Raw genomic sequence first — 23,538 nt, 5'->3', positions numbered from 1 at the left:
TTAAATCGATATAATGAAAAAACTAGTTAAAATAATAATATTGATCTCTTTTCCTTTCGTGCGATGTGGAGAGGATTTCTTGTCTCAACAAAAATTAGATGGCTCAACGCCTGATGTATTATTTAATAAGCCTGAAGATGCTTTAGCGGCTGTTGCCGGGATTTATGATATCTTCCATGGGGGAACGGGTGAAGACGATTTTCTATCCAAAGGGATTTATTACCATGCCAATTATTTTTCGCAAGATATAAGAAATCAGGGCGCTGACGAATTTTATGCATTATATGAGGTGCCTACGGGGTTTAATATCGTGTTTGGTTTTTGGAGAGATTGTTACAAAGGGGTTGCCCGTGCGAATGCAACGATACCCAAAATACAAGAGATGGCCGAAAAAGGTATTATTGACGGAGAATTGACCAATAGATTGATCGGAGAGGCTAAATTTTTAAGAGCGATCTATTACTATTATTTGGCTGTTAATTTTGGGGGTGTACCGCTCATATTGGAAGAGCAATTGGCGGGTGGAGAAATGAAAATTCCAAGAAATACCGAGGAAGAAACATTTGAAAGTATCGAAACTGATCTGAAAGATGCTGTTGAGGTATTGCCGTGGACATATGGTGCAGAAAATGTAGGAAGGGCTACGAAGGGTGCTGCACTGGCTTATCTTGGGCAGACGCAAATGTGGTTGGCCAATTATAATCCGGCTAAATGGAACGATGCTAAACTAAGTTTAAAGCAGATTATTGATCAGGGCGTTTACCAACTCGAGCGGAACTATTTTCAGATTCATGAACCGGAAAATCGCAATGGTGTAGAATCCATATTTGAAATACAACATCGTGCAGAAGCTAACCAATCATGGAATCGTGAGGATCATCTCTCTTGGATGCAAGTGCTTACTATGCCTACGGAAGCTGGAGGATGGGGTTCACACAACAGTACAAAATCGCTTTATGACTCATTCGAAGAGGGCGATTTAAGAAGGAGAGCTTCGATCATCAGGCCCGGGGAAGGGCACCCCAGTCCGAATATTGATATTTCCGAAAGAACAAGCGTGAAGGACGAAAATGGCCATCCAATTAATACGTATGGCACCACGGCACATCCATGGGGGATAACTGGATATGGCGTGGTGAAGTATTGGAGATTGCCTGATGTATGTGGTGGAGGCTGTGCCCACGTTGCCGGTGAGAATAATATCATCTTAATGCGATATGCGGAAGTATTACTTAATTATGCAGAAGTTCTGTTAATGGCAGATGACAATATAGTCGGTGCTTTGCATATCGCGAACGAAATAAGAGATAGGGCGGATGAGTTTACCAACACGCTGCCCGATGTTTATGGATCTTCAAAAGAAGAAGCCTTCGATATCATTATGACAGAAAGGCGTCATGAATTTGCCGCTGAAATGTCTTGGTGGTGGACCTTGCGAAGGGCCGGTATGCAATATGTGCTGCATTTTATTCAAGAAAGTCATCCAGATGTGCCGATAGCTCGCTTGCAGGCGAACCAAGGTTTATTGCCTATACCGCAAAAGGAGATTGACATCAATACGAATCTTAGTCAAAATCCCGGCTATTAAGTGGCATGGATGTTTGGTTGACGAGTGGCAGTATGTTAAATAAAACCAATATCAAATATAATTATAAACCAAAAATTAGATTAAAAATGAAATTACTCAAGTACACTGAAAAAAGTCTTCTCATGCTTATGTTAGCATGTGTGTTTATGATATCGGCTTGCAAAAGGCTTCCAGAAGAAGATGTAAAATTAATGAACGACGCAAACAAAAAGATGCTTGCCAATGGCGTTAATAATGCAACATTACCATGGCTACATGTAGAAGGTAACCAAATCAAAGACGAGGCAGGGAATGTAGTTACCCTTAGAGGTTTCTCCCTTCTTCCAAATGAAAGTAACGACGAATGTGGAACCTGTAATACAAAGCCCATAAGTGAGTTGCTCGCTCTGCAGGCCGATACTTCAAAAGGATGGTTCTCACGCGTCGTCCGGATCGGGGTGCACCAGGCATACAGTGATCCGGTAGCGGCTTTTGCTAATCATATAGATCCCTTTGTACAGCAAGCGATTTCACTTGGCCAGTACGTTATTGTGGATCTTCACCTCGTATCGAACTACGGAACGGGAGGAACACCTCAATCAAAAGTGCTGGATTTTTGGAGTTACGTTGCACCTCGTTATGCAAATAATCCGCAGGTGATTTTTGAAGTTTATAACGAGCCTATTAATCCCGATACTTGGACTACCTGGAAGGATTTTATACAACCGGTAATTGATACCATTCGTGCCGTTGCGCCGAACAACTTAATTCTGATGGGCGGACCACAATGGAGCACTAGAGTGAATGAGGCGGCTGCGAATCCTTTTGATGATCATAATATGGCCTATGTTTATCATATCTATCCCAACCAGCCGGCTAGTACCTCCAGTCTTGATTCAAAATTTGGCAATGCAGCCAACAGTATTCCCATTGTGATCACCGAATTTGGCTGGAACGCTGATCCTAATTATTCGGACGGGGTTACTTATGGCACTTCTGGGGGATGGGGTAAGCAGTTCCGTACTTATATGGATAATCATCCTCATATTGGTTGGGCGAATTATATCTTTGATAACTACTGGAAGCCACAGATGTTTGATTGGAACTGGAATCTGATGAGCGGAGAAAATCAGGGTAAATTCATTCGCGACTGGCTTTTCGAAAAGCAAAACCATAATCAGGCAGGCGGTTTTATCCCTGGCCCACAAACGGCTTTTGCCACGCAAACTATTCCAGGAAAAATACAAGCAGAAAATTTCGATAATGGAGGACAGGACGTTTCCTTTTACGAAACTACTTATGATAATCAAGGTGGTGTGTATCGTAATACGCCTGTTGACATTGGTACTACCACGGATGACGGCGGGGGCCATACAATAGGCTATATAAATCCGGGCGAATGGTTGGAATATACGATAGCAAATATCAATTCAGGTACCTATAATGTTAACCTTCGTGTAGCCTGTGGTGATGCAACGCCGGGTAGGAGTGTCACTATTAAGTTGGATGGTGTAACCTTGGGAACAATTACGCCAACTAATACAGGCGGATGGGACACCTATCAGAGCTTTACATTGGAGAATGTGAACATCAATGCGGGAACTAATAAAATACTTCGATTAGAATTTGAAGGCATTGGTTACAATGTAAATTGGGTAGAATTTGTTTCGGGCAGTGGTACCCCCAATGAAGCCGAAAATTTAAGCAAGTGGTCAAATGGTGCTTCTTATGCTCCTGTTAACGATCTCAATGCGAGTGGTGGCGCGTGGGTTAGGCTTGCCGCCGATGGCGCGGGAGATTTTATAACATATACCATCAACCACACCGGCGGTCAAACGAATTATAATGTTTACCTACGTTATCTGGCTGGACCTAATCGTGGGCAGTGTCAGTTATATGAAGCTGGAGTCGCAAAGGGTGCTATATTCGACCAATATAGTGCTAATGTGGAATATAAAGAGTTATTGATTGCCAGTAATGTCACCCTTTGGGATGGTGCCCGAAATTTTAAATTTGAGGTAACTGGTAAAAATGCCAGTAGCTCAGGATATGAACTTAGTCAGGACTATATTAAACTAATAGCTATGCAATAAGTGAATACCGCCCGTGATTGATACACGGAATTAAGCAAAACAACCTATCCCTAATTTGAGTTTTGCTGTGTTGGAATATACAACGCGGCAAAACTCTTCGTGTCATTTTAAGTTTTCTCTTGAATACGTTTGTAATCTTTACCAAATTTTTACTTCGCCATACTAGAAAAAATTTAAGTTCAATAAACTGAACAATTTGAACAAGAAACACTTATCTCGAACTTGCTAAATTAGTCAAAGCAGAAATTATAAATTCATACAGATCCATATTTATCCTCGTAAAGGATAAATTATATTTTTTACGTTCACCATAATCCCCATATTATGCATTCCTTTTCAGAAATCTGCAAGCTTTACCAGAAACAGCGAGATACGTTTGTGTTTCCGACTTCCCCCAAAAATCTATATGGGTCGATTAATTATTTTTTGGACCTTCCGGGCAAAAGAGTCCGACCGGCAATGTGTTTGATGGTGAACGAGTTATTTGATAACATACATGCTGATACATATATTGTTGCTTATGCTTTTGATCTCTTTCACAATTTTACGCTCATTCACGACGATATTATGGACCGTTCTCCCTTACGTAGAGGACGGCCAACCTTACATATAAAATACAATGAAGGTACGGCTATACTTGCTGGAGACACCTTGCTCATCCAATGTTATGCATTACTCAATCAAATTGAAAGTATCTACCGAACGCAAATCATCGAGCTGTTTGCGGATACGGCACGGCTAGTATGTGAAGGGCAGCAGTTGGACATTGATATGGAGGGTATGGAAATGGAAACGGTAAATTATGCCGATTATCTTGAAATGATTACACTGAAAACGTCTGTGCTATTAGGCGGCGCTGCTCAGTGCGGCGCAATGATGGGCGGTGCAGATGAAGGGCAGCAAGTCGGTCTATACGAATTTGCTAAGAACATAGGAATCGCCTTTCAGATACAAGATGATTATTTGGATACTTTTGGCGCTAGCGCACATACCGGTAAACAAGTAGGAGGCGATATTCTGGAAAACAAAAAAACAGCATTGTTGGTCAAGGCATTTGAACAAGCAACGTCAGAACAACTAATAAGACTAAAAGAGGCCTTCCAACGTAAGGGCGAAGATAAAATCCGAGCTGTTATGGACTGTTATAAAATACTTGAAGTGGATTTGTGGGCCGTAGAAGCGATTAGGTCTTACACAGCTATCGCCTTTGATAAATTGGAAGAGATAGATGTGCCCGTTTTCAAAAAGGAGAAACTGCTGGAACTGGCCAGCTCACTATTGGTACGCCAGTCTTAAAAAAGACACCAACCCCCTGTTTTTCATATTTACCGTTAAACAATTTTCTGCCATGAGAAAAACTAAATTATCCCTACTTGATCAGATAGATAATCCCCTCGATCTAAAGAAGCTGAAACCTGCTCAATTACCGCAATTATGCGATGAACTGAGGGCCTTTCTAGTAGAGACCGTCAGCCAGCATGGCGGCCATTTTGGGGCGAGCTTGGGGACGGTGGAGCTGACAGCTGCTTTGCATTATGTGATGAACACGCCTTACGACCAATTGGTTTGGGATGTAGGACACCAGGCCTATGGGCATAAGATATTGACCGGAAGACGGGATTTTTTCTCTAGCAACAGAAAATATAAAGGGATTAGTGGTTTTCCTCGTCGAAGCGAAAGCGAATATGATGCTTTCGGTACCGGCCACTCTTCTACTTCGATCTCTGCAGCATTGGGAATGGCCATTGCTGCTAAACATAGGGGTGAGCATGATAAGCAGCATATAGCCGTAATCGGTGATGGTGCGATGACTGCAGGGATGGCTTTTGAAGCACTGAATCATGCCGGTGCAACGGATACCAATCTGATCGTCATTCTCAATGATAATTGCATGTCAATTGATCAGAATGTAGGGGCATTAAAAGAATATTTAACGCACTTAGCGCTGTCGAAAACGTATAATAGCCTTCGTAAAAACGTAGGAAAAACGATTCATAAATTACCACTGGTTGGCGAGCGTTCTAAAGAATTACTGCACAGAACTAAGTCGGGCATTAAAAGCATGTTCTCAGAACATGCGAACTTTTTTGAAGCATTGAATTTACGCTATTTTGGTCCGGTGGATGGGCATGATGTATTGAACTTGGCCGAAACATTACGGGATATGCGCAATATTCCTGGTCCTAAATTATTGCATGTGGTGACCACCAAGGGTAAGGGTTATGCGCCTGCAGAACAGGAAAAAACATTATGGCATTTTCCAGGGCTCTTTGATAAAGTGACCGGCAAGATACATAAAGCGACGAACGATACGCCGCAAGCTCCCAAATATCAGGATGTTTTTGGGCATAGTATTATTGAGTTGGCAGAACGGAATGACAAGATCGTTGGGATTACGCCTGCTATGTTATCAGGCTCTTCTCTAAAGTTTATGATGGAGAAGATGCCTAAGCGCACATTTGATGTAGGGATCTGTGAACAGCATGCTGTAACCTTAGCCGCGGGCCTTGCCACGCAGGGTATGACAGCATTCTGCAATATCTATTCTTCATTTATGCAGCGGGGTTACGATCAGCTGGTGCATGACGTAGTGTTGCAGCAACTACCGGTTATTTTTTGCTTGGATAGGGGTGGTTTGGTAGGCGAAGACGGGGCTACCCATCACGGTATCTATGATATCGCCTACTCGCGCTGCCTGCCTGGTTTGGTCATTAGCTCGCCGATGAACGAGTCCGAACTAAGGAACCTAATGTATACGGCACAGCTTCCAGGTTTGGAGCAACCCTTTATGATTAGGTATCCCAGAGGGCAGGGTGTGATGCCGAACTGGAAAACACCTTTTGAGAAAATAAAGGTGGGAACGGGAAGACAAATTCGGGAGGGGAGAGATATCGCCATTCTTTCCTTTGGGCATCCCGGCAATTTTGCTTTGGAAGCCTGTAGTGAACTAGAGGAGGAAGGGCTTAGCGCGGCCCTTTTTGACATGCGCTTTGTAAAGCCGATTGATGAAAAACTCCTGCATTATGTTTTCGAAAACTACCAGCACATTATTACCGTGGAAGATGGTTGTGTTATTGGTGGATTAGGTAGTGCTGTACTCGAGTTTATGGCAGCGAAACAATACCATGCGCATGTACGGATACTGGGTGTTCCGGACCGTATTGTTGAGCATGGTAAAGTAAACGAGTTGCATCGGGAATGTGGTTTTGACAAAATTGGGATTATAACAGCGGCAAAAGAAATGCTGCAAGATCTGGTACTAACACAAAAACTGGTAAAACATGAAAGCCTTTGATATCCCTACAGTATATAAAAGTGAGACAATAAGTGCCATCAAAAAAAGCAGACAAGAGGACGACCATCTGAAGAGAGACTTTAATCCCACTATTCTTGATTTCGGGAAGGTTAAAATTCACTTGGCCCGTCACTTCGGCTTCTGTTATGGGGTAGAGAATGCCATCGAAACTGCTTATGCGGCTATTCAGGATAATCCAGATAAACAGATTTATCTGTTAAGTGAGATCATCCACAACCAATATGTAAACCAGTCGCTTTTGGAAAATGGTGTCCGGTTTATTATGGATACCCTCGGAAATCAGCTGATCTCCTGGGAGGATATCACAGCGGCTGATGTAGTGATCATTCCTGCTTTTGGTACCACGCTGGAGATAGAGCGTATTTTAAAGGAAAAAGGAATCGAGCAGATTTATTACCGGAGTAAATGCCCTTTTGTAGAAAAGGTGTGGACCAGGGTTTCGCAGATTGCTGATAAGGGTTATACGGTTATTGTACATGGAAAACCTAATCATGAAGAAACTCGGGCGACTTTCTCTCATAGTAAAAGTGTTGCCGCCTCTATCATTATCAAAGACTTGAGGGAGGCAAGATTGTTAGCTGATTTTATCGGAAACCGAAGGCCTCCTACGGATTTTTACGCGCTGTTTAAAGGGAGGTATTCCGAGGGCTTTGATGTGACACGCGATCTGAACCGGATTGGTGTAGTAAATCAAACAACTTTGCTTGCCAGTGAAACACAACAGATAGCGGATTTTTTGCAACGGACGATTCAAGAGCATCACCACCTTAGCGACGATCAAGTAGCAGCGCATTTTGCGAATATGCGGGATACCCTTTGCTACGCAACGCATGACAATCAAACGGCGGTGATTAATATGCTATCCCTTGATGCCGATTTGGCCATTGTAGTAGGTGGATATAACAGTTCAAACACCTCTCATTTGGTGGAGTTATGCGAAGCTAAGTTACCTACCTATTTTATTTCTTCTAGCGACAGTTTGTTGTCGGATACAGAAATAGAACATTGGGATATTCATCGCCATCGACTAACCACTTCATATGCTTATTTGCCATCGAACTCACTCACATTGCACTTAACCAGCGGTGCTTCCTGCCCGGATATTCTTATTGAAAATGTAATACGCAGGCTGCTTTCTTTTTATGAATTATCATTGAATAGCTGAATGATTAAATAAGATAAAATGTCTCACGAAACATCCACCATGATTTCTTCCAAATTGTTAAAAGAGTTTAATCTGACGTATTTATTTATTAAGTCGGATCTGTTTGCAGTTTTTGTCCCCGGTGCGCTCACGCTGTTTGCTTCGTGGATAGTTAGTGGGGCTTCTCTCAGTATTCTTCCGCTATATTTTCTGTACTCTTTAAGCTATAGTTTTTTGTTCCTTTATACGGTCTGCTTATCCAGTCAGCTTTTATCGATAGAAGAAGATCGTAGGAATAAGCCTTGGCGCCCTCTTCCTTCAAACTTAGTTACCATTCCAGGTACTTATAGCAGAGGGGTTTTTGCCAATATATTATTGGTCTTATTGGCCCATCAGCTGAATATATTGTATTTCGCTGTTCTATGGCAACTGGTAACTTTCTTCACCGATCGAATGCGTTGGCATATTTTTCTTGGGGCTAAAAATCTGGTATTTATGACCATGGGTGTTTTTGCATTGTTCTGCTCCCAATGGCAGATCATACAACCATTAGATGCTTCAATATATCAATATGCTATTGTCTTGTCTATTTGGTCAGGGTTCGCTTTTCATATACAGGACATGCGCGATCAGGCCGGTGATCAGCTTGTCGGAAGAAAGACATTACCCCTAGCTATTGGAGATAGGAATGCTAGAATTGTCTTGGCACTTTTTTTTCTTGTGCTTTCTCCCTTAATCATCCTTCTGCTGTTTGCTACCAACATCCCAATCGAGCGACTGATCAGCAGTAGTGTGCTAAACATACTTTTTATATTGATCCTACTATTTAATTGGTTTATTGCCTATCGAATTTTGAAGTTCAGAACAGCAAGCGACGATCATAAGAGTTATACGTCTTTTCTTTATCTGTTTTGTTTATTAATATTTCTAATTGGTGTAATACGATGGTGAGAGCGGTATTAGAAGTAAATTTTTTTAACTGTCAATTTCAAATCTCATGAATGCTGAACAAGCAATGCCACTCTTGTCTTATCCTTTTCCTGACCTGGTTAATGGCCATCTTGAGGCTATTGAACGCCAGGTGTCGCAGTGGATAGATGAATACGATAATGTCCCTCAGCCTTTAAGGCAAAAGTTAAAAAAAGGCTTGTTTGGGGATGTCACTGCCCGATTTTATCCTACGGTAAGCTGGGAATTGCTTTGCCCGATTGCAAGGTATATAACGTATGCCTTTGTGGTAGACGACTATTATGGACAATTGCCCCATAAAGAAATACAAATCGTAGCTAATCGAGCCGCGGCCATCTTAAAGGGAGATAAGGTGACACGCAAGGAAGCTCCGGTATTTCAGCAGCTACAACTATTCGTGAATGAGCTATTACCTTACACAACACCTGAGTGGATGAGTCGTTTTATTGAAAGCAATGATAAGTATTTTGAAAGCTTGGTAAAAGATAGCACAGATTATAGCTATAGATCCATTATAGAATATCCAACGCTCCAAGAATACGTACTGCTTAGAGAACAAATTGTTTTAGTACATCCTTTACTCGATTTGATGGAGATAGCAACTGGCGTTATGCTGTCAGACGATGTATATAGAGATGTTTCTTTACAGCAACTCCGGCGATTGGTTACTCGTATGGCCGCTTGGTCAAACGATTTTTTCTCCTATGAAAAAGAGCGACATGATCACGAAGCGATGAATCTTATTTCCGTTATTCAACACGAGCAGCAATGCTCAGCGGAAGAGGCTAAAATACAAGCTTTAGAAATACATGATCTGGATCTCGCACAATTTATTAGCCTGAGTGACCGATTGCCTGATTTCGGCGCCATGAATAAGGGGATACAATTGTATGTAACCTATTTGAAAGTGTTCTTGCAAGGACATCTTTCTTGGTATAAGACGACTAAACGGTATAGGGAGTATACGTAAATCGGGTATGTTTTAGCAAATTTTTGACGTTTGTAAAGTTTAAAAAGTGGTTGGCATTAAAGGAAACAAATAAAATGAAAAAGATCTTTCAACAAATTCAGTACCCTTTCTCTTTTGGTATTTCGTCTTATGTGCACGATGCTCATCATGATATATTTAAATGGATTAGCAGCTTCGGCTTACTTCCCACAGAAGAATCTATTCAGCGATATCATGAAGAAAAATATATCTGGTGGACGGCTAGAACCTTTCCCTTTGCTGATAAAGAGGGGTTTTTCCTTGTGGGCTGCTGGACAACCCTATTTTTTATTGCGGATGATTTAATTGCTGAAGCAAACGAGGAGGAGAATAACAAGACATTGGAGAGGATGAAGCATCATGTGGTGGATATTCTTGTTCATAATAAAATGCTACTAATGACTGATGAAGACGGTTTTGGAGCATGTTTCAGCGACTTATGGTATAGAATCAGGCAGCATAGAGGAGTTGAATGGCAACAGTGGTTTGTAAAGGAAATGCTAGAAATGCTTAAAGCTTGGCAACTGGAGGCCAAACTGATTAAAGCAAACAAGGGCTTAAACCTCGAAAACTATATACAAATGAGACCTTATTTTTCAGGAGGGAACGTCTGCTGTAGCCTGCTGTCTTTGGGTACCGAATTTCATTTATCCTTTTATATATATAAACTTGATGTGATTCGGCAAATGCTTTTATTGGCTATCAGGATCGCTAGTTGGGCGAATGATATCCACTCTTTCGGCAAAGAGCTTGATAAAGAAGGTGCGGAGAACATGGTCATCATACTGATGAAGGAGCGGCAGTTGTCTTTAACGGAAGCACTGAAAGAAACCTTAGCTATTCATAATTCGGATTTAGCCCGTCTGCTGGAATTGGAACGTTCGCTGCCTTTTTTTGATGCAGAAACCAACAAAGAATTGAGCTGTTATGTAAAGTCAATAAAGGCACTGATCAGCGGGAATCACGAATGGGTGTTATATGACACAAATCGCTATCAGGATACTGAGCAGGTGATGGAAAAACTGCTTACATAGGTGCTTGAATAACCTAATCATTCATGTACCTTTTATCTTTACTCGTTATGGTTATGTGATTGATTCTATTTTCATGGAGGTAGTAGCCGTGCATTTCACACAATCTCGCTTCTATACTCCATTTAATTATATTGTTTGCTTTTTACAGCGCGCTCTGCTTTTGGAGGATTCGTAAACTTCAAGTCGGCGAATGCATGAAGACATAGGATTTTTATGGCTGATAAAAAGAACGGATGCAAACATTCTTTTGCATCCGTTCTTTTTAAATTTTCACTTTTTCTAGGGAGGAGAAAAACCGGAGAAGGTGTTAATCTTCTTTAGTGAAAAGCCCTTTATATACTATTCCTGCGATGATAGCCCCAATAATAGGTGCTACTATAAATAGCCACAACTGAGATAGTGCCCAATCGCCCACAAAGACAGCTTGACTGATACTTCTCGCTGGATTAACTGAGGTATTGGTAACAGGTATACTAATAAGATGTATTAATGTAAGGGCAAGACCAATAGCCAGACCCGCGAAACCTTTTGGTGCCCGCGCATCAGTGGCGCCTAAAATTACTATCAGAAACATAAATGTCATCACAATTTCCGTAATTAGCGCAGCTGTTAAGCTGTATTTTCCGGGAGAGTGCTCTCCATAACCATTCGCTGCGAAATTACCAATACTGGAACCATTGCCGGTAGCAATAACATACAGAATTGCCGCTGCTGCAAGCCCTCCCAATACCTGGGCAATAATGTAGGGAACCAGTTCTTTTGTAGGGAGTCTTCCTCCTGCCCATAATCCAAAAGACACTGCGGGGTTAAGGTGGGCCCCAGAAATGTGCCCTAAAGAATAGGCAATGGTTAATACGGTTAAACCAAAAGCTAGCGATACACCCACGAAACCAATCCCTGTGTCTGGAAAACCTGCGGCAAGCACTGCGCTGCCACATCCACCAAGCACCAGCCAGAAGGTGCCTAGAAATTCAGCTGAGAATTTTTTTGTCATGATACGGTTTATTTTTTTGGTAATACATAAAGAATGCGTAGCGAGTATATGCTACCACATTCATGTTTAAATGTACGTAAAAATAATTATTTAAATCTATATATGTAATACGTTGATGTTAAGATTTTTTATATTGGTTATTTCTATTAAGGTTTGAGGAAAATAGATTATTGATTAATAACCTGACCCGAAAATAATAATCGATTCAAGTAATAGCTAATCTGTTTTTTTGACGATATTTTTTGTTTGGGAGATGCGTCGACTTTGTTTTCCTATACTCGATAGGACGCAGTAGGAAAGTAATCTACCGCGTCATTGGTGCCGTGGGCTAGGGGTAGCAGGGAATTGGTTTTATTTAGAAAGAATAAAGGACTGTTGAAGATGTATTTTATTCACTTTCGCTTCAGAGATCTAATAAGTTGAGTAGGAAGCCCCGTTTCCCGGACGATCTCTTCGGTAGAAAAGCCGTCTTTTTTCATGCCTTTTGCTACTGAAATCAACTCTTTTTCAGTAACAGAATTGTTGATTTTACTTTTGTTGTCTTTAATTTCAGGTGTTTCTTTTGCATTCATAACTTAAATATTAAAGAGGTACACGTTAAAGATAAGATTTATAAGTTTAAATTGGTCATTACAGGAGGGATGTTAGATAAATATGACAAAAATTGCCCTTACACCTATTTGGCCAGAAACTAATGAGCAGCAAGCATGCTAATAAAGAGCTGTTTTTTATTTTGTTAAATTGCATATATATTTGCCATATACCACATAAAGAAATAAAACCAATCAAATGCTTGAAAAGAAAGTAGTCCAATATCTTAGTTCTTTAGCCGATCATAAAAGGTCTGAGATAAAAAGTTTACAATTTACCATTGATGCTATATCAGAAAATAAAATAGAATCTGCTAAATATTTCGGTCTAGATCACATTTTAACACGTAATAGCAGTCCTCGCGTCAAAGGAATACTTAAACCTGTTGAAGTTTTTGATCCAGAGAGTAAGCTCGATCATAAAATCAGTTATGCCTTATATAATCTCGGAAATGGGTTCAAAGAAGATATTCTGGAAGTATTGCAGCAAGAACAGCCGAAAGCCGATGCACGTAAGCTTGAGCAGGCAGTTGCGGTACGTTTGTCGTATCTTTTAAAAAACGACTTCATTGACGCAACAAAAATAAGAGGGCGTTATGAATACGCCTTAAAAACAATGGAAGTAATGCAGTGAGTTTGATAGCCAAACTTACTGCACCTGCTGTATATTCTTCAATTGCTTATTTTTTTGCATAGAAAAAGCGATCACAATGTGGACACCAGAATCTTTTAACCGGTATGATAAGAGAGATCAGGCGACCAAGTGTGTCTCGCTGAATCCGATAATCTGAATCTTTTTTGCAGCGTCTACAAACGGCGGAATCGCTTAGAAAAGTATCTTTATTTTCAATCATTACAATAGAAGGTTAGGGGGGCAACACTGTAAAGGTATGTATTGAAAATTGTTGATACAAGTATTTTTTCACAGCTTACCTTAGGCTGACATCTACCCGTTGTAACTTAAAAATTTCTTTAATAAACAAACTCATCCAATTTAGGCTAAACAGAAAATATCCTTTCTACAATCATCTAATTTATGATTGATCTATTTCCGAGATTTGTTTTTACTTAGTTATAACTGTATTTTCATATTATGTTATGGCTTCATTTTCTTGACGGTTTCTTCACCTTACTTCATCTTGCTGTAATAGGGTTTAACCTATTGGGCTGGATATGGAAGGCTACCAGAAAAGGTCATTTTTATATGGTTTCAGCAACAGCCTTTTCCTGGTTCGTATTAGGATATTGGTTTGGGGTAGGCTATTGCCCTATAACGGATTGGCAGTGGGAAGTAAAAAATAAATTGGGAGAACACGATTTACCTAATTCCTTTATCAAATACATGGTCGATAAAATTTTGGGCGTAGACAGTAGTGTGGCTTTGATTGACACAAGCACTGCCGTTTGCTTTGCCTTAGCCGTATTATTATCGGTTTATTTGAATTTTTTTCGAAAAAAATAAAGATATTCGTTTGCTCCTATGGCTTAAAGAAATAAACAGTTCAAAAAATGTGAAGAAGATTCCTTGCGAAGGCAAATGTAATTTTGAACATGGTAAGTGCCATTTGACCGATGGATTAAAAACTGCTATGCGGTTCATGAGCGCCAAAAAATAAACGCGAACGAAAAATTATTTATAGATGAAACACGGATTATTAATTGATATGGATGGGGTTATCTATGGCGGAGAAACCTTAATTCAAGGTGCAGATAAATTTATTGCTTATTTGATTGAGCAGGATATCCCCTTTGCTTTTATGACTAATAACAGTCAGCGAACCAGCCTTGAAGTAGTCCGAAAGCTAAAAAGACTTGGTATAAAGGTAACGGAGGAACATGTGTATACCAGTGCAATGGCTACTGGGAAATTTTTGGGCGGTCAGAGCCCGAATGGTACAGCTTATGTATTGGGAGAGGGTGGGTTGTTAACCAGTTTATATCAAAATGGAATAACGTTGGTGGACACGGATCCTGAATATGTGGTGCTAGGTGAAGGTAGAAATTTTACATTGGAAATGGTTTTACGTGCAGTGGATATGATATTGGCAGGCGCTAAGTTTATTACTACAAATCGTGATCCATCTCCAAAGAAACCAGGATGGAATAATCTGGGCATTGCTTCAACAACTGCCATGATTGAAGAAGCAACAGGTAAGAAGGCTTTTGTAATAGGTAAACCTGGCCCCGTTATGATGCGATCCGCAAGAAAGTTTCTGGGGCTGGAAACCGCCGAAACTACCGTTATAGGAGATACCATGGAAACAGATATTCAGGGGGGCGTGCAGATGGGATATAAAACCATTTTAGTGCTCTCAGGAATAGCAAAAAAAGAAGATTTAGTACACTACGCATTTAAACCTGACTTGGTTGTTAGTTCGGTCGATAAAATAAAATTTCCGCTTGATTGGTGGTAAATTGCCAGTGCCATGATCCATTTCTATTCTTAATTTATGTAGGTGGTAGACGCTAAGTAGACGCTCTTTGTAGGCCAATGTTCTTACTGCTTTGCTACATTTGAATGATCTTATAAAAGATTGATTCAAATAGATTATTATGCAAACGGTTCAAACAAAAACATTTCAGATCAATATTCCTTCTCTTTTTGAAAATATTCGCACGGTATGGGAAAGCGTTCGTGCGGAGCATGAAGATGGAGACGATGCGGCCATGATTGCGGTGGGTTTAAACGAGAATAGCTATTATAACAAATTTAAAGGTAATGATTTTGCCGAACGCTTTTATAACTGTTGTCTGGAACGACGGGGTGAAGTTGAAATTGTGGAAGATAAAACCATAGAGGTTGCAGGACACACCAGTTACATACGCATGGCAAAATCTACAATGGGCTATTTCTTTTTCTTTGCGGTACTGAATATAAGTGAAGCATATAGCTACGATTTTATAGGAGATTGCGAAACAGGTAAACAAGCATTTTACATCCCTTTGTTTGAAGAGGCTTGGAGAACCTTTCAATATTTCGGTAATCCGCAGGAAGCGATGGAAGAGCAGCAAAAAGGATTGACAGCCTTGTTTGCGAACCTAAGCGATACTGTTGAATCTGAAAAAGAAGCAACGCAAATTCCAGAAATAGTAGACTTTCAGATTCCGGAAGATGGCAAAGAATCTTTTTTGGTAGACAATATACCGTTCGAATACCTTCCCAGCTCTACCTTTTTGGTAACCACAACGGGTAATTCGGGCAATGACCTTTCAATAAACCTTAAAGCTACGGTAGGCAACTACGATGATAAAACCCATGGGCACATTTTAAACGACTATGACGATGGCGAAATCTATTTAAATTTCACTTTAAAAAATATATACAAAGCAGGCATTCCAACAGGTCAGGTTTCTTTTAAAAAAGATAGAGATGTGATTAACAAGGCATATTTATGGAAAGGTGGCTTTCACTACAGTTTGGAGTTTTATGGCGAACTCACATTAAAGGAGGGCTGGGTAGGTTTTAGCGGTTATTTCCAAAATATTATGGAGACGAAGATTTATCCAATAAGTTTTGCAAAGAAAATACCACTAGAAGGATTGGCCTGGCAACATTATCGTTTCGGTTCGCTCGAAGAAATACGTACTGCACCAAAGGAGGTAGTCCATCATTTACACTTAACGGATTTGGCTAGGGAAACCTTTCCGTCGGAACTTTTTGATTATATCAATTTGGAATCTTTTGGCTTATTTTATACTGATAATACTTCTCAACATATAAAATTAACGGAAATCCCTTCAAAAATTAATACGTTTACGCAGTTGAAGGAATTGTCTTTCAGTGGTATTGAACAGGTAGATGTTATTCCGAAAGAAATAGGCGATTTAAAAAAGCTGCGCTCACTTAATATTTTTGGAAGTAAAGCCCGTACCATTCCGCCCGAAATTTTGATGCTCCCTGAACTCGAATTTTGTAGTTTGTCTAACAATCACTTAACCGAACTTCCGTCTACATTATCATCCAGCTTGAAATCGCTATATCTCCAAAATAATCAGCTAACGACATTACCAGCATCTATCTTAAATTTACCGCATCTCAAATGGTTAAACATAACAAAAAATCCTTTTGAGTCTTTACCTCCAGATTTGCAAAAAGTAGAGAAGCTTGATTTAGAATTGGAAAAAAAACAGGTTTTGCTCGACTATGAATATAAAGGCGCCGATGGAAAAGGAATAATCGCTTTCAAGAATGAGATCTTTTTTGCAAAACAGGATAGGGAACTTATAAATACATTGGATAAAGTAATAAAAGAGACTGATTTCATTACCTATAAAAAGGGTTTAGAAATGTTGGCGCTCTGGGCGGTTGCCCTTCAAACGACCGAGCAGGATGACTATAATAAAAAAGGCAATACACGTTTCGGAGGATTGCCGGATCTTCCTCCAACTATGGAATATCCTACCTTTACCACTTACCACAAAGATATCATGGGATATCAGTTCATTGCGCAGTTAAATTGTGAAGAACTCGCTCCTTATCAGTCTTATTTACCACGCGAAGGTGTTCTCTATTTCTTTATAACGGATCAGGAAGAATTTGAGGCGAAAGTAATTTATTTTGACGGTGAACTAAGCGCATTACAATCGGCAAAAGATTTAGCGGTAGACGAAGAATTTATTTATGATGATCATGGAATTTTTACCCCATTTCGTGTGAAGGTCTCCAAATACGTAAGTATTCCTTCTTTCTATGGCGATGATCACTTATATAAGGGGGATGCCACAAATTTAAAAGAGCTAGAAGAAACAAACTATGACGAAGTCGAAGCTTTTAGAACCAGCTTGCTTGCTCATGCTGTTGAACCAGTGCATGGGCTAAATAGCTATGTGTTTAAACAGCACGGCTCCCCTCAAATAGAAGCATCTAACAAGTTAAAGGGTCATCCGGAAGATTATATAGTGCTTTTAAGAGTAAGCTCTGACAATAATACCGGATTTTCCTTCTGGGATGCTGGAGAAATCTATTTTGTTATACATAAAAGTGATTTGGCAAAAGGTGATTTCTCCAACATTTTCTGTGGCTTAGAAAGTAGTTAAATCAAGATTATAATCTTGAAAATGCTGCTGTCTTTTGTTGGGGTTTGCTTGTTGGCGCCGTATAAATAACGACGCCATCTATCACCAGTTTGTTTATATAGATGGACATTTGTGCAGATAGATAACTATCACCGGAAATATAGCTTTCTGAGGTGAAAGCTGCTGTTCCTCCCTGAAAAGCAATGGTTCTGGGTTGTTTGCCACCATCAACAGCTTCTACGGTGATGACACCATCTGCTTCCTTCATCTTACCGGATACCCATTTTAATAAAAACGGGTCCATATTTTGCTTAAAGTCGATATTTACCGTACAGAGATTGGCGTTTTGCGGTGTATTAAGACTATCTAGATAGGGATTCGAATGAGAGTAACTAATGGAATTTAGTAGATACGTTTGAGTTGTTTTTGTCTTAGGATCACTAAGCTTTAGTTTTACCCGTTGGCTTATTTGTTGGGCAAACGTTGTCAGATTGCATGCTAGGCATACTAATAGTATAAGCAGGCTGGAATGTTTGATTTTCATGGTGTTTCTGTTTAATGATTATAGTACGATACTTAAATGCTCTGTAGCTAGGGGCTAGGAAGAGCATCTGTTTTTTAAAACGGGCTTCAAATTTTAGGTATTGTCATATTATAAGATTTTTTCGCCATACAATGAATAAAGCAAAGATATCTTAACCTGATAAGCTAACCAAGAAAGGTATAGCTACAGGGAGACTACCAGTTGTAGAAGAAATGACTACAATACATCTACTGGCCGCATTAACGTATCAACCTGTTAAGATCATTATTCTTTGGGTTTTCCTGCTGAGCTTTCCATAATTTATATTGCTGCGGCAAGCAAGTGTTGCACGGCCTGTAACCATTTTCAATAGCCTCTTTCTCATCTTTGAAAAACACCCTGTTTTCTATCTTCATCCGTTTTCCGGCTGTACAGCTGAGCAATCCATAAATCTTTGCTTTTTTATATCCTCCTAGGTTTATCATTCCTGAGTGGATCAATGAGGCTAATTTCTTTCTACGGCTTTCTATAGTGTTGGCAAGTTTTAAATGATGGTACATGTACAAAAAAAAGAACGAATACGCATAAATAAAACCCGAATCTTGCTGATAAACACAGGGGGCTTGCCTTGCTGGCATATGGTGTAATGGGCAAAAAAAATAAATCCGCTTAGGGGGGAAGCGAACTGCTCGTTGTCATAAGAACTGAACAGCTGGAAGGATGCTCCTTAACTGAATTAACAAATGAGGAGATACTTTGATAAAAAGCTGTTTTTTATGAATATGAAAACAATCATCTTATCTTTTCTAGCAGTGATTTTAATAACGATGAATGGAGCTGCTCAAAAGCATTTAAAAACAAACCAAAAGCTGTTAATATCTTCTGTTCCAGGATTAGGATCGTTTACTGCCGGTTATAGCTATTCGCCGGTTACACTCAATGGCAAAAAAATAAATATACAGCAGATAGACGGCGCACTGACAATGCCTGTTGTAAACCGTATGAAAGAAGGCAAGCTCGACTTTTTGCTAGCAGGCGTGAGCTATAGTGGTTTACAGTTATCAGGCACCGGCACCCAATTTGGAGGCACAAGATTTCATGCCATTTCGGTGCCGCTTGCTTTTCAGAAGGCACTCTCTCCAAAATATGCAATTCTAGCATCATTTATTCCAACACTTTCTTCTGATCTAAAAGATGTATCTGGAGAGGATATGATCTACTCGGGTGCTTTAATGTTAAAAGTACGTGTTTCGAATAATTTTAATTACTCGGTAGGTGCGGCTTATTCCAAGCAGTTTTTTGGGTCGGTAATAATACCTATTGTGGGCATCGATTGGAATATTACGGATAAACTGAACTTTTCAGGAACACTTCCTGTATCGGAAAAAATAAAATATCAACTCTCTGATAAAAGTGCTTTCGGTGTTAACCTTGATTTAGGTATTGGGGGAGGTAGCTATCGCCTGTCGGAAAAGATGAACAGTGATTATTTGCAGGTACAGCAGTTTAGTAGCACATTATTTTATGAGTATGCTATATCAAAAAAGTTCGTTGTCGCAGCATCCGCTGGATATAATTTTACGCAAAAAATAAGTCAGTATGCAACAGATCAGAAAATAGACTGGATTCCATTTAATAACCTAGATGATAGGGGAGCGCCTTCAGCTGAATTGGATAAAACCGGTATTATTGTGCGCACGGGTATCCACTATCGATTTTAAAAATTAATAAGCACTAATGCTCATAGGCACAATTGTTCAACATATCGCCGCTGGTAGCTAGTGGATTAAATGTGGTAAGCTCCATCCAACGGATGGATAGAAAAACGCTATGCGGTTCATGAGTGCAAAAAAAATAAACGCGGACGAACTAAATATTTACGGATGAAACCTGTATGAACTGCCTTCTTCACAAAAAAGATGAATAATTCATGCAAGCTTCATTGCCATTAAAAACAAATTATTCGAATGAAAAAATCAATTCTATTGATAAATACAATGATTGACGCTAGCTCAACAAGGAAGTTTGGAAAGGCCGGGTATCGAGTTGGTATAATAGGTCGAGACCTTGGAAGACTTGAGCGCCAACAAGCAAGTTTGCTTGATAAAGGAATTAACTGTTTTTTTATTGTGGCCAACCCCGCTAGTGAAAGTGAATTAAGGAAAGCAATTACAGCTATGCAAGTAATGTTAGGAAAGGTGGATTTTTTGATCTACAAGCCGGTTGCCGAGCAGAAGAGGGACATTATAAAAAGGTCTATTAGTGATGTGCTAGCATCTTTTGGACCAGTTCCAACCAAAGTGGTCAAGCAGAAACCACATAGAAGGGTTGCTTCATCACGTGATGGAGGACTTTGCATACAGCCAATGTCTGTTATTTGTGGGTTCGGAATTGCTGGTAAAGGTCGGTATACAACATTTGGTTTTTTAGGCTAAAGCATTTAATGTAAGCAATTGTACTGATTATGTTTTTATCATTAAAATTTCATGGATATCATTTAATTATAAATTTTCTTAATAATACTCTTTTTGACTGGCTAGGCGTCTTGGTAGCTTTAGTTACTAAACGATCATAAAGCCAATTACACGCCCATAACGAGCAAAGACTAATTAAATTTTTTTAAGTGTATTTTATGTAAAAGATACTCATAGGGAGACATAAGCGTTAGTGTTTAGATGATTTTTGGCTACCGTTAGGATTTGATTGTATTCTTCTAATAAATTGATGTACTTGTCTTTCCAGTAATTGATTTTGTCTCGTTCTTCGGTTAATAATTCAGTTAGTTGCGACGGATTGTAATTAAAGGCTTTTTGAAATTCTTCTGATGCAAATAATTCGGGAAATTCAGTTGAAAAATCGTACTTCAATGCGCAACCTATCTTAAAGATAATTTCTTCTTTAAATTTAGGTTGTTTAAACCAGTTGTAAATAGATCTTCTATTAACTTTCATGGATCTTGCTAGCGCACTTATACTATAACCATTGCGTCTAACAGTTCTTTCTATAACTTCACCGTAATGCTTTTCCATAATTTTCTCATTTTTTGGTGTAATAAATTTATACACAAAGGAGCGAGAAAAAAATTGCAATTGTCATAGGAAAAAGCACAAATTAGTACAGGGATTATCCTGTTTTTTTAGCTCATTGAGCAATAAAAGGAATTAAACTAACGTTTGTATGCCAAATTTTACAATAATATCATCTTAACTTAATACCATCTGTCATTTAAAGAAAAGGTTTGCCAATTGCTGTTTCTTTAGTCATAGCAAAAATGAACAAGATGAATAGGTTTTATCCTCTATGGGAACAATAATTTAATTGTTAGCTGTATTAGCGAAATAACGCAGTTTTTCCTTCTGCCAATGAGTAATTTCTGCTATATGCGTAAAATATACTCACTTCCTCATGAACCTATATTTAATTATCTTCAACCTTCATTTTTAACAATTTTTAAATTTTATGCACACCTTAAAGATTAATTATTTTCCCTTATTATGCGTGTTATGTATGTTTGGTTTACTGGTTGGATGTAAAAAGGACAATGTGATCCCATCAGAACCTGAATCTCCCTCACTTTCCATGGACGATCTATATAAGAGTGCCATCTTGGATGCTATGGTGGCGGATAGCACTGAAGTGATCGACTCGCTCTGGGCCCTTACACCCGAAAACACTTCTTTACAGTGGAAAACAATTAATGGTAAGCCACATGTCTTACTGGCTAGTTTTATGCGTTATCCTTCAAGTTATCCAGTTGGTGATTCTATTAACAACTCCTGGGGTGAGTCATGGGTATTTATCCCGCAACAAATGAAGGCACGTATTGGATCATCCTTCTCTGCTGAAAGTGATACGACCATGCGGATTTGCCAATTATTGGGTCTACCTCCTGCTAATGAGCGTAGTAATACGCATATTGCGGAAGTTTGGGTAAACCCGGAGCGGTTGTACAGACCAGCAGGGGATCCGGCGGTTACAACGACTACTGCCGGAGCCGCGCTAAGTAATAATAGTTCTGAAACCTTTGCCTCCTGGTTTAATAGTTACATTGTTTTTGCCTATTACAGAACGTTGTCAGCGGCAGCAGATTATCATTATCCTTGGACACGCTTAGGCTATACGTATGACTGGGCACCTGAATCAAATAATGTGGGGATGAGCGAGTACGTTTTACAAGCTAATTCGGGTATTTGGGTTGAAAGTGTATCAAAAGTAAGTGATTACTTTTAGAATAGACCTTTTTCAGGATCAATCAGTTGATCCTGAATGGTTAAATAAAATGGAATTCTTAGGTGTCGTCCATCAAGTGAGAAGCTTGTTTTGTTCATGATCTGTGATAGGGTGTGAAAGTACATGTTAAGGTTGACAAAAAAGCTGTTTATGTGTTGCAAAAATTTCTCATTATTAGATGGCGACCTAGGTCTGTATGATTTTTTCTTGCAAATTCAAAGGTGTTTTAGTTAATTTTATTCTTAATTATAAATACAAGAAAACACTACAGCTAAATAACCCAATGTTGTTTAAGGATTGCAACAAGTTTATAAAATCCTAAACAACAGAATTGAACAATAGTCGTTTTGCTGTAAAGCATGAAGGCAGGGCACAAAGATGGGCATATAGCAGTAATGGTAATTTAATCTAAACTGTTATTAAATGAATGCAACAATAGGTATAGTTGAGGACCAGCAACTAATACTGAAATCTCTTGAGATGCTGGTAAATTCATTTTCCCATTTTGATGTTGTATTATCAGCTACAAACGGCTTAGATCTATTTGAAAAACTTGACCAACATTTCTCCATTCCCGATATCTTGCTAATTGATGTAAGAATGCCTCTTATGGATGGAGTGGAAGTAGCTGTAAAATTGAAAAAGAATTATCCGGCAATTAAAGTGGTAGCACTTTCTGGACTGGATGATTCTATGAGTGTTGTGAAGATGATTAAGTCTGGATGCTGTGCATATTTATTAAAAAGTATGAATTTAGATGACCTTGAGTTTGCATTGGAGGAAATTTGGGCAAAGGGTTATTATAATTCGCGCATAACAGATATGGGTTATCAGGAAACGAATCTAAAGTTAATGGATTTGAAAGAGAATGAAATGGAATTTTTAAAGTTGGCCTGTACAGACTTAACCTATCATGAAATTGCTTCTATTATGTGTCTTTCGATAAAAACAATCGATGGATACCGTGCAACGCTCTTTGATAAATTTCAGGTGCGGAATAGAATCGGTCTTATTTTGGAGGTGCTTAGACATAATTTGATAGCTTTCCCACAGGCGAAAGATTCAATTTAATGT

21 protein-coding genes are annotated in these 23,538 nt (G+C 39.3%); 16 read left to right on the top strand and 5 right to left on the bottom strand.

Features of this window, described 5'->3' with window-relative positions:
- The first annotated feature begins 13 nt into the window (after positions 1–13).
- The 8 genes from BMY50_RS18805 to BMY50_RS18770 all read left to right on the top strand — a co-directional run bounded on the left by BMY50_RS18805 (position 14) and on the right by BMY50_RS18770 (position 11,111).
- Positions 14–1,588 (top strand): RagB/SusD family nutrient uptake outer membrane protein, encoded by a 1,575-nt coding sequence (locus BMY50_RS18805; RefSeq protein WP_093327452.1) that lies wholly within the window; start codon positions 14–16, stop codon positions 1,586–1,588.
- A 191-nt stretch (positions 1,589–1,779) separates the two neighbouring features.
- A complete protein-coding gene (locus tag BMY50_RS18800; protein ID WP_202907884.1) occupies positions 1,780–3,660 on the top strand; it encodes a cellulase family glycosylhydrolase in 1,881 nt (626 codons plus the stop codon).
- Between the two features lie 324 nt (positions 3,661–3,984).
- Positions 3,985–4,956 (top strand): polyprenyl synthetase family protein, encoded by a 972-nt coding sequence (locus BMY50_RS18795; protein ID WP_093327446.1) that lies wholly within the window; start codon positions 3,985–3,987, stop codon positions 4,954–4,956.
- Positions 4,957–5,008: 52 nt separating this feature from the next.
- Complete coding sequence (gene dxs / locus BMY50_RS18790; RefSeq protein ID WP_093327444.1) at positions 5,009–6,955, top strand: 1-deoxy-D-xylulose-5-phosphate synthase; 1,947 nt, start codon at positions 5,009–5,011, stop codon at positions 6,953–6,955.
- Entirely contained in the window at positions 6,942–8,141 is a 1,200-nt protein-coding gene (locus tag BMY50_RS18785) for a 4-hydroxy-3-methylbut-2-enyl diphosphate reductase (protein ID WP_093327441.1), read from the top strand. The genes dxs and BMY50_RS18785 overlap by 14 nt, the downstream gene beginning before the upstream one ends.
- Positions 8,142–8,159: 18 nt before the next feature.
- Positions 8,160–9,071 (top strand): UbiA family prenyltransferase, encoded by a 912-nt coding sequence (locus BMY50_RS18780; protein WP_093327439.1) that lies wholly within the window; start codon positions 8,160–8,162, stop codon positions 9,069–9,071.
- 46 nt (positions 9,072–9,117) lie between these two features.
- Positions 9,118–10,059: a terpene synthase family protein gene (locus tag BMY50_RS18775; RefSeq protein WP_093327436.1), complete on the top strand. Its 942-nt coding sequence runs from the start codon at positions 9,118–9,120 to the stop codon at positions 10,057–10,059.
- A gap of 74 nt (positions 10,060–10,133) precedes the next feature.
- Positions 10,134–11,111 carry a terpene synthase family protein gene (locus BMY50_RS18770; RefSeq protein WP_139202292.1) on the top strand — a complete coding sequence of 326 codons (978 nt, stop codon included), beginning with the start codon at positions 10,134–10,136 and terminating at the stop codon, positions 11,109–11,111.
- A 307-nt stretch (positions 11,112–11,418) separates the two neighbouring features.
- On the opposite strand, the gene aqpZ is transcribed toward BMY50_RS18770, so the two are convergent.
- Both aqpZ and BMY50_RS18760 read right to left on the bottom strand, forming a co-directional pair.
- A complete protein-coding gene (gene aqpZ, locus BMY50_RS18765; RefSeq protein WP_093327430.1) occupies positions 11,419–12,105 on the bottom strand; it encodes an aquaporin Z in 687 nt (228 codons plus the stop codon).
- Between the two features lie 392 nt (positions 12,106–12,497).
- Positions 12,498–12,677, bottom strand: a complete 180-nt coding sequence (locus tag BMY50_RS18760) for a hypothetical protein (RefSeq protein WP_093327428.1) — start codon at positions 12,675–12,677, stop codon at positions 12,498–12,500.
- A 217-nt stretch (positions 12,678–12,894) separates the two neighbouring features.
- Between BMY50_RS18760 and BMY50_RS18755 the strand changes: the two genes are divergently transcribed.
- The 4 genes from BMY50_RS18755 to BMY50_RS18740 all read left to right on the top strand — a co-directional run bounded on the left by BMY50_RS18755 (position 12,895) and on the right by BMY50_RS18740 (position 17,732).
- On the top strand, positions 12,895–13,329 hold the full coding sequence (locus BMY50_RS18755) for a hypothetical protein (RefSeq protein ID WP_093327425.1): 435 nt from the start codon (positions 12,895–12,897) through the stop codon (positions 13,327–13,329).
- A gap of 459 nt (positions 13,330–13,788) precedes the next feature.
- On the top strand, positions 13,789–14,157 hold the full coding sequence (locus BMY50_RS18750) for a DUF2784 domain-containing protein (protein ID WP_093327423.1): 369 nt from the start codon (positions 13,789–13,791) through the stop codon (positions 14,155–14,157).
- A 178-nt stretch (positions 14,158–14,335) separates the two neighbouring features.
- Positions 14,336–15,109, top strand: a complete 774-nt coding sequence (locus tag BMY50_RS18745) for an HAD-IIA family hydrolase (RefSeq protein ID WP_093327421.1) — start codon at positions 14,336–14,338, stop codon at positions 15,107–15,109.
- A 139-nt stretch (positions 15,110–15,248) separates the two neighbouring features.
- Positions 15,249–17,732 (top strand): DUF1963 domain-containing protein, encoded by a 2,484-nt coding sequence (locus BMY50_RS18740; protein ID WP_093327418.1) that lies wholly within the window; start codon positions 15,249–15,251, stop codon positions 17,730–17,732.
- A gap of 7 nt (positions 17,733–17,739) precedes the next feature.
- Here BMY50_RS18740 and tssD read toward each other — a convergent pair whose 3' ends face one another.
- Complete coding sequence (gene tssD / locus BMY50_RS18735) at positions 17,740–18,255, bottom strand: type VI secretion system tube protein TssD (RefSeq protein ID WP_093327415.1); 516 nt, start codon at positions 18,253–18,255, stop codon at positions 17,740–17,742.
- 239 nt (positions 18,256–18,494) lie between these two features.
- Positions 18,495–18,872 carry an Ada metal-binding domain-containing protein gene (locus tag BMY50_RS18730; protein WP_238383819.1) on the bottom strand — a complete coding sequence of 126 codons (378 nt, stop codon included), beginning with the start codon at positions 18,870–18,872 and terminating at the stop codon, positions 18,495–18,497.
- Between the two features lie 138 nt (positions 18,873–19,010).
- Here BMY50_RS18730 and BMY50_RS18725 point away from each other — a divergent pair, with 138 nt between their 5' ends.
- Both BMY50_RS18725 and BMY50_RS18720 read left to right on the top strand, forming a co-directional pair.
- Positions 19,011–19,955, top strand: coding sequence for a DUF6268 family outer membrane beta-barrel protein (locus BMY50_RS18725; protein ID WP_093327413.1), 945 nt, complete (start codon positions 19,011–19,013; stop codon positions 19,953–19,955).
- A gap of 246 nt (positions 19,956–20,201) precedes the next feature.
- Positions 20,202–20,669 carry an SDR family oxidoreductase gene (locus BMY50_RS18720; RefSeq protein WP_093327411.1) on the top strand — a complete coding sequence of 156 codons (468 nt, stop codon included), beginning with the start codon at positions 20,202–20,204 and terminating at the stop codon, positions 20,667–20,669.
- Between the two features lie 210 nt (positions 20,670–20,879).
- Here the strand turns inward: BMY50_RS18720 and BMY50_RS18715 are convergent, their stop codons facing one another.
- Positions 20,880–21,263, bottom strand: coding sequence for a hypothetical protein (locus BMY50_RS18715; protein ID WP_093327588.1), 384 nt, complete (start codon positions 21,261–21,263; stop codon positions 20,880–20,882).
- A gap of 430 nt (positions 21,264–21,693) precedes the next feature.
- Here BMY50_RS18715 and BMY50_RS18710 point away from each other — a divergent pair, with 430 nt between their 5' ends.
- Positions 21,694–22,464: a hypothetical protein gene (locus BMY50_RS18710; RefSeq protein WP_093327409.1), complete on the top strand. Its 771-nt coding sequence runs from the start codon at positions 21,694–21,696 to the stop codon at positions 22,462–22,464.
- Positions 22,465–22,887: 423 nt separating this feature from the next.
- Positions 22,888–23,535 (top strand): response regulator transcription factor, encoded by a 648-nt coding sequence (locus BMY50_RS18705; protein ID WP_093327407.1) that lies wholly within the window; start codon positions 22,888–22,890, stop codon positions 23,533–23,535.
- The last annotated feature ends 3 nt before the right edge of the window (positions 23,536–23,538 follow it).

Source organism: Olivibacter domesticus, assembly GCF_900109575.1.
In the GTDB taxonomy this organism is placed as follows: Bacteria; Bacteroidota; Bacteroidia; order Sphingobacteriales; family Sphingobacteriaceae; genus Olivibacter; species Olivibacter domesticus.
Note: the sequence above shows the minus strand (reverse complement) of the source record. Positions and strands in the feature narration are given on the sequence as shown.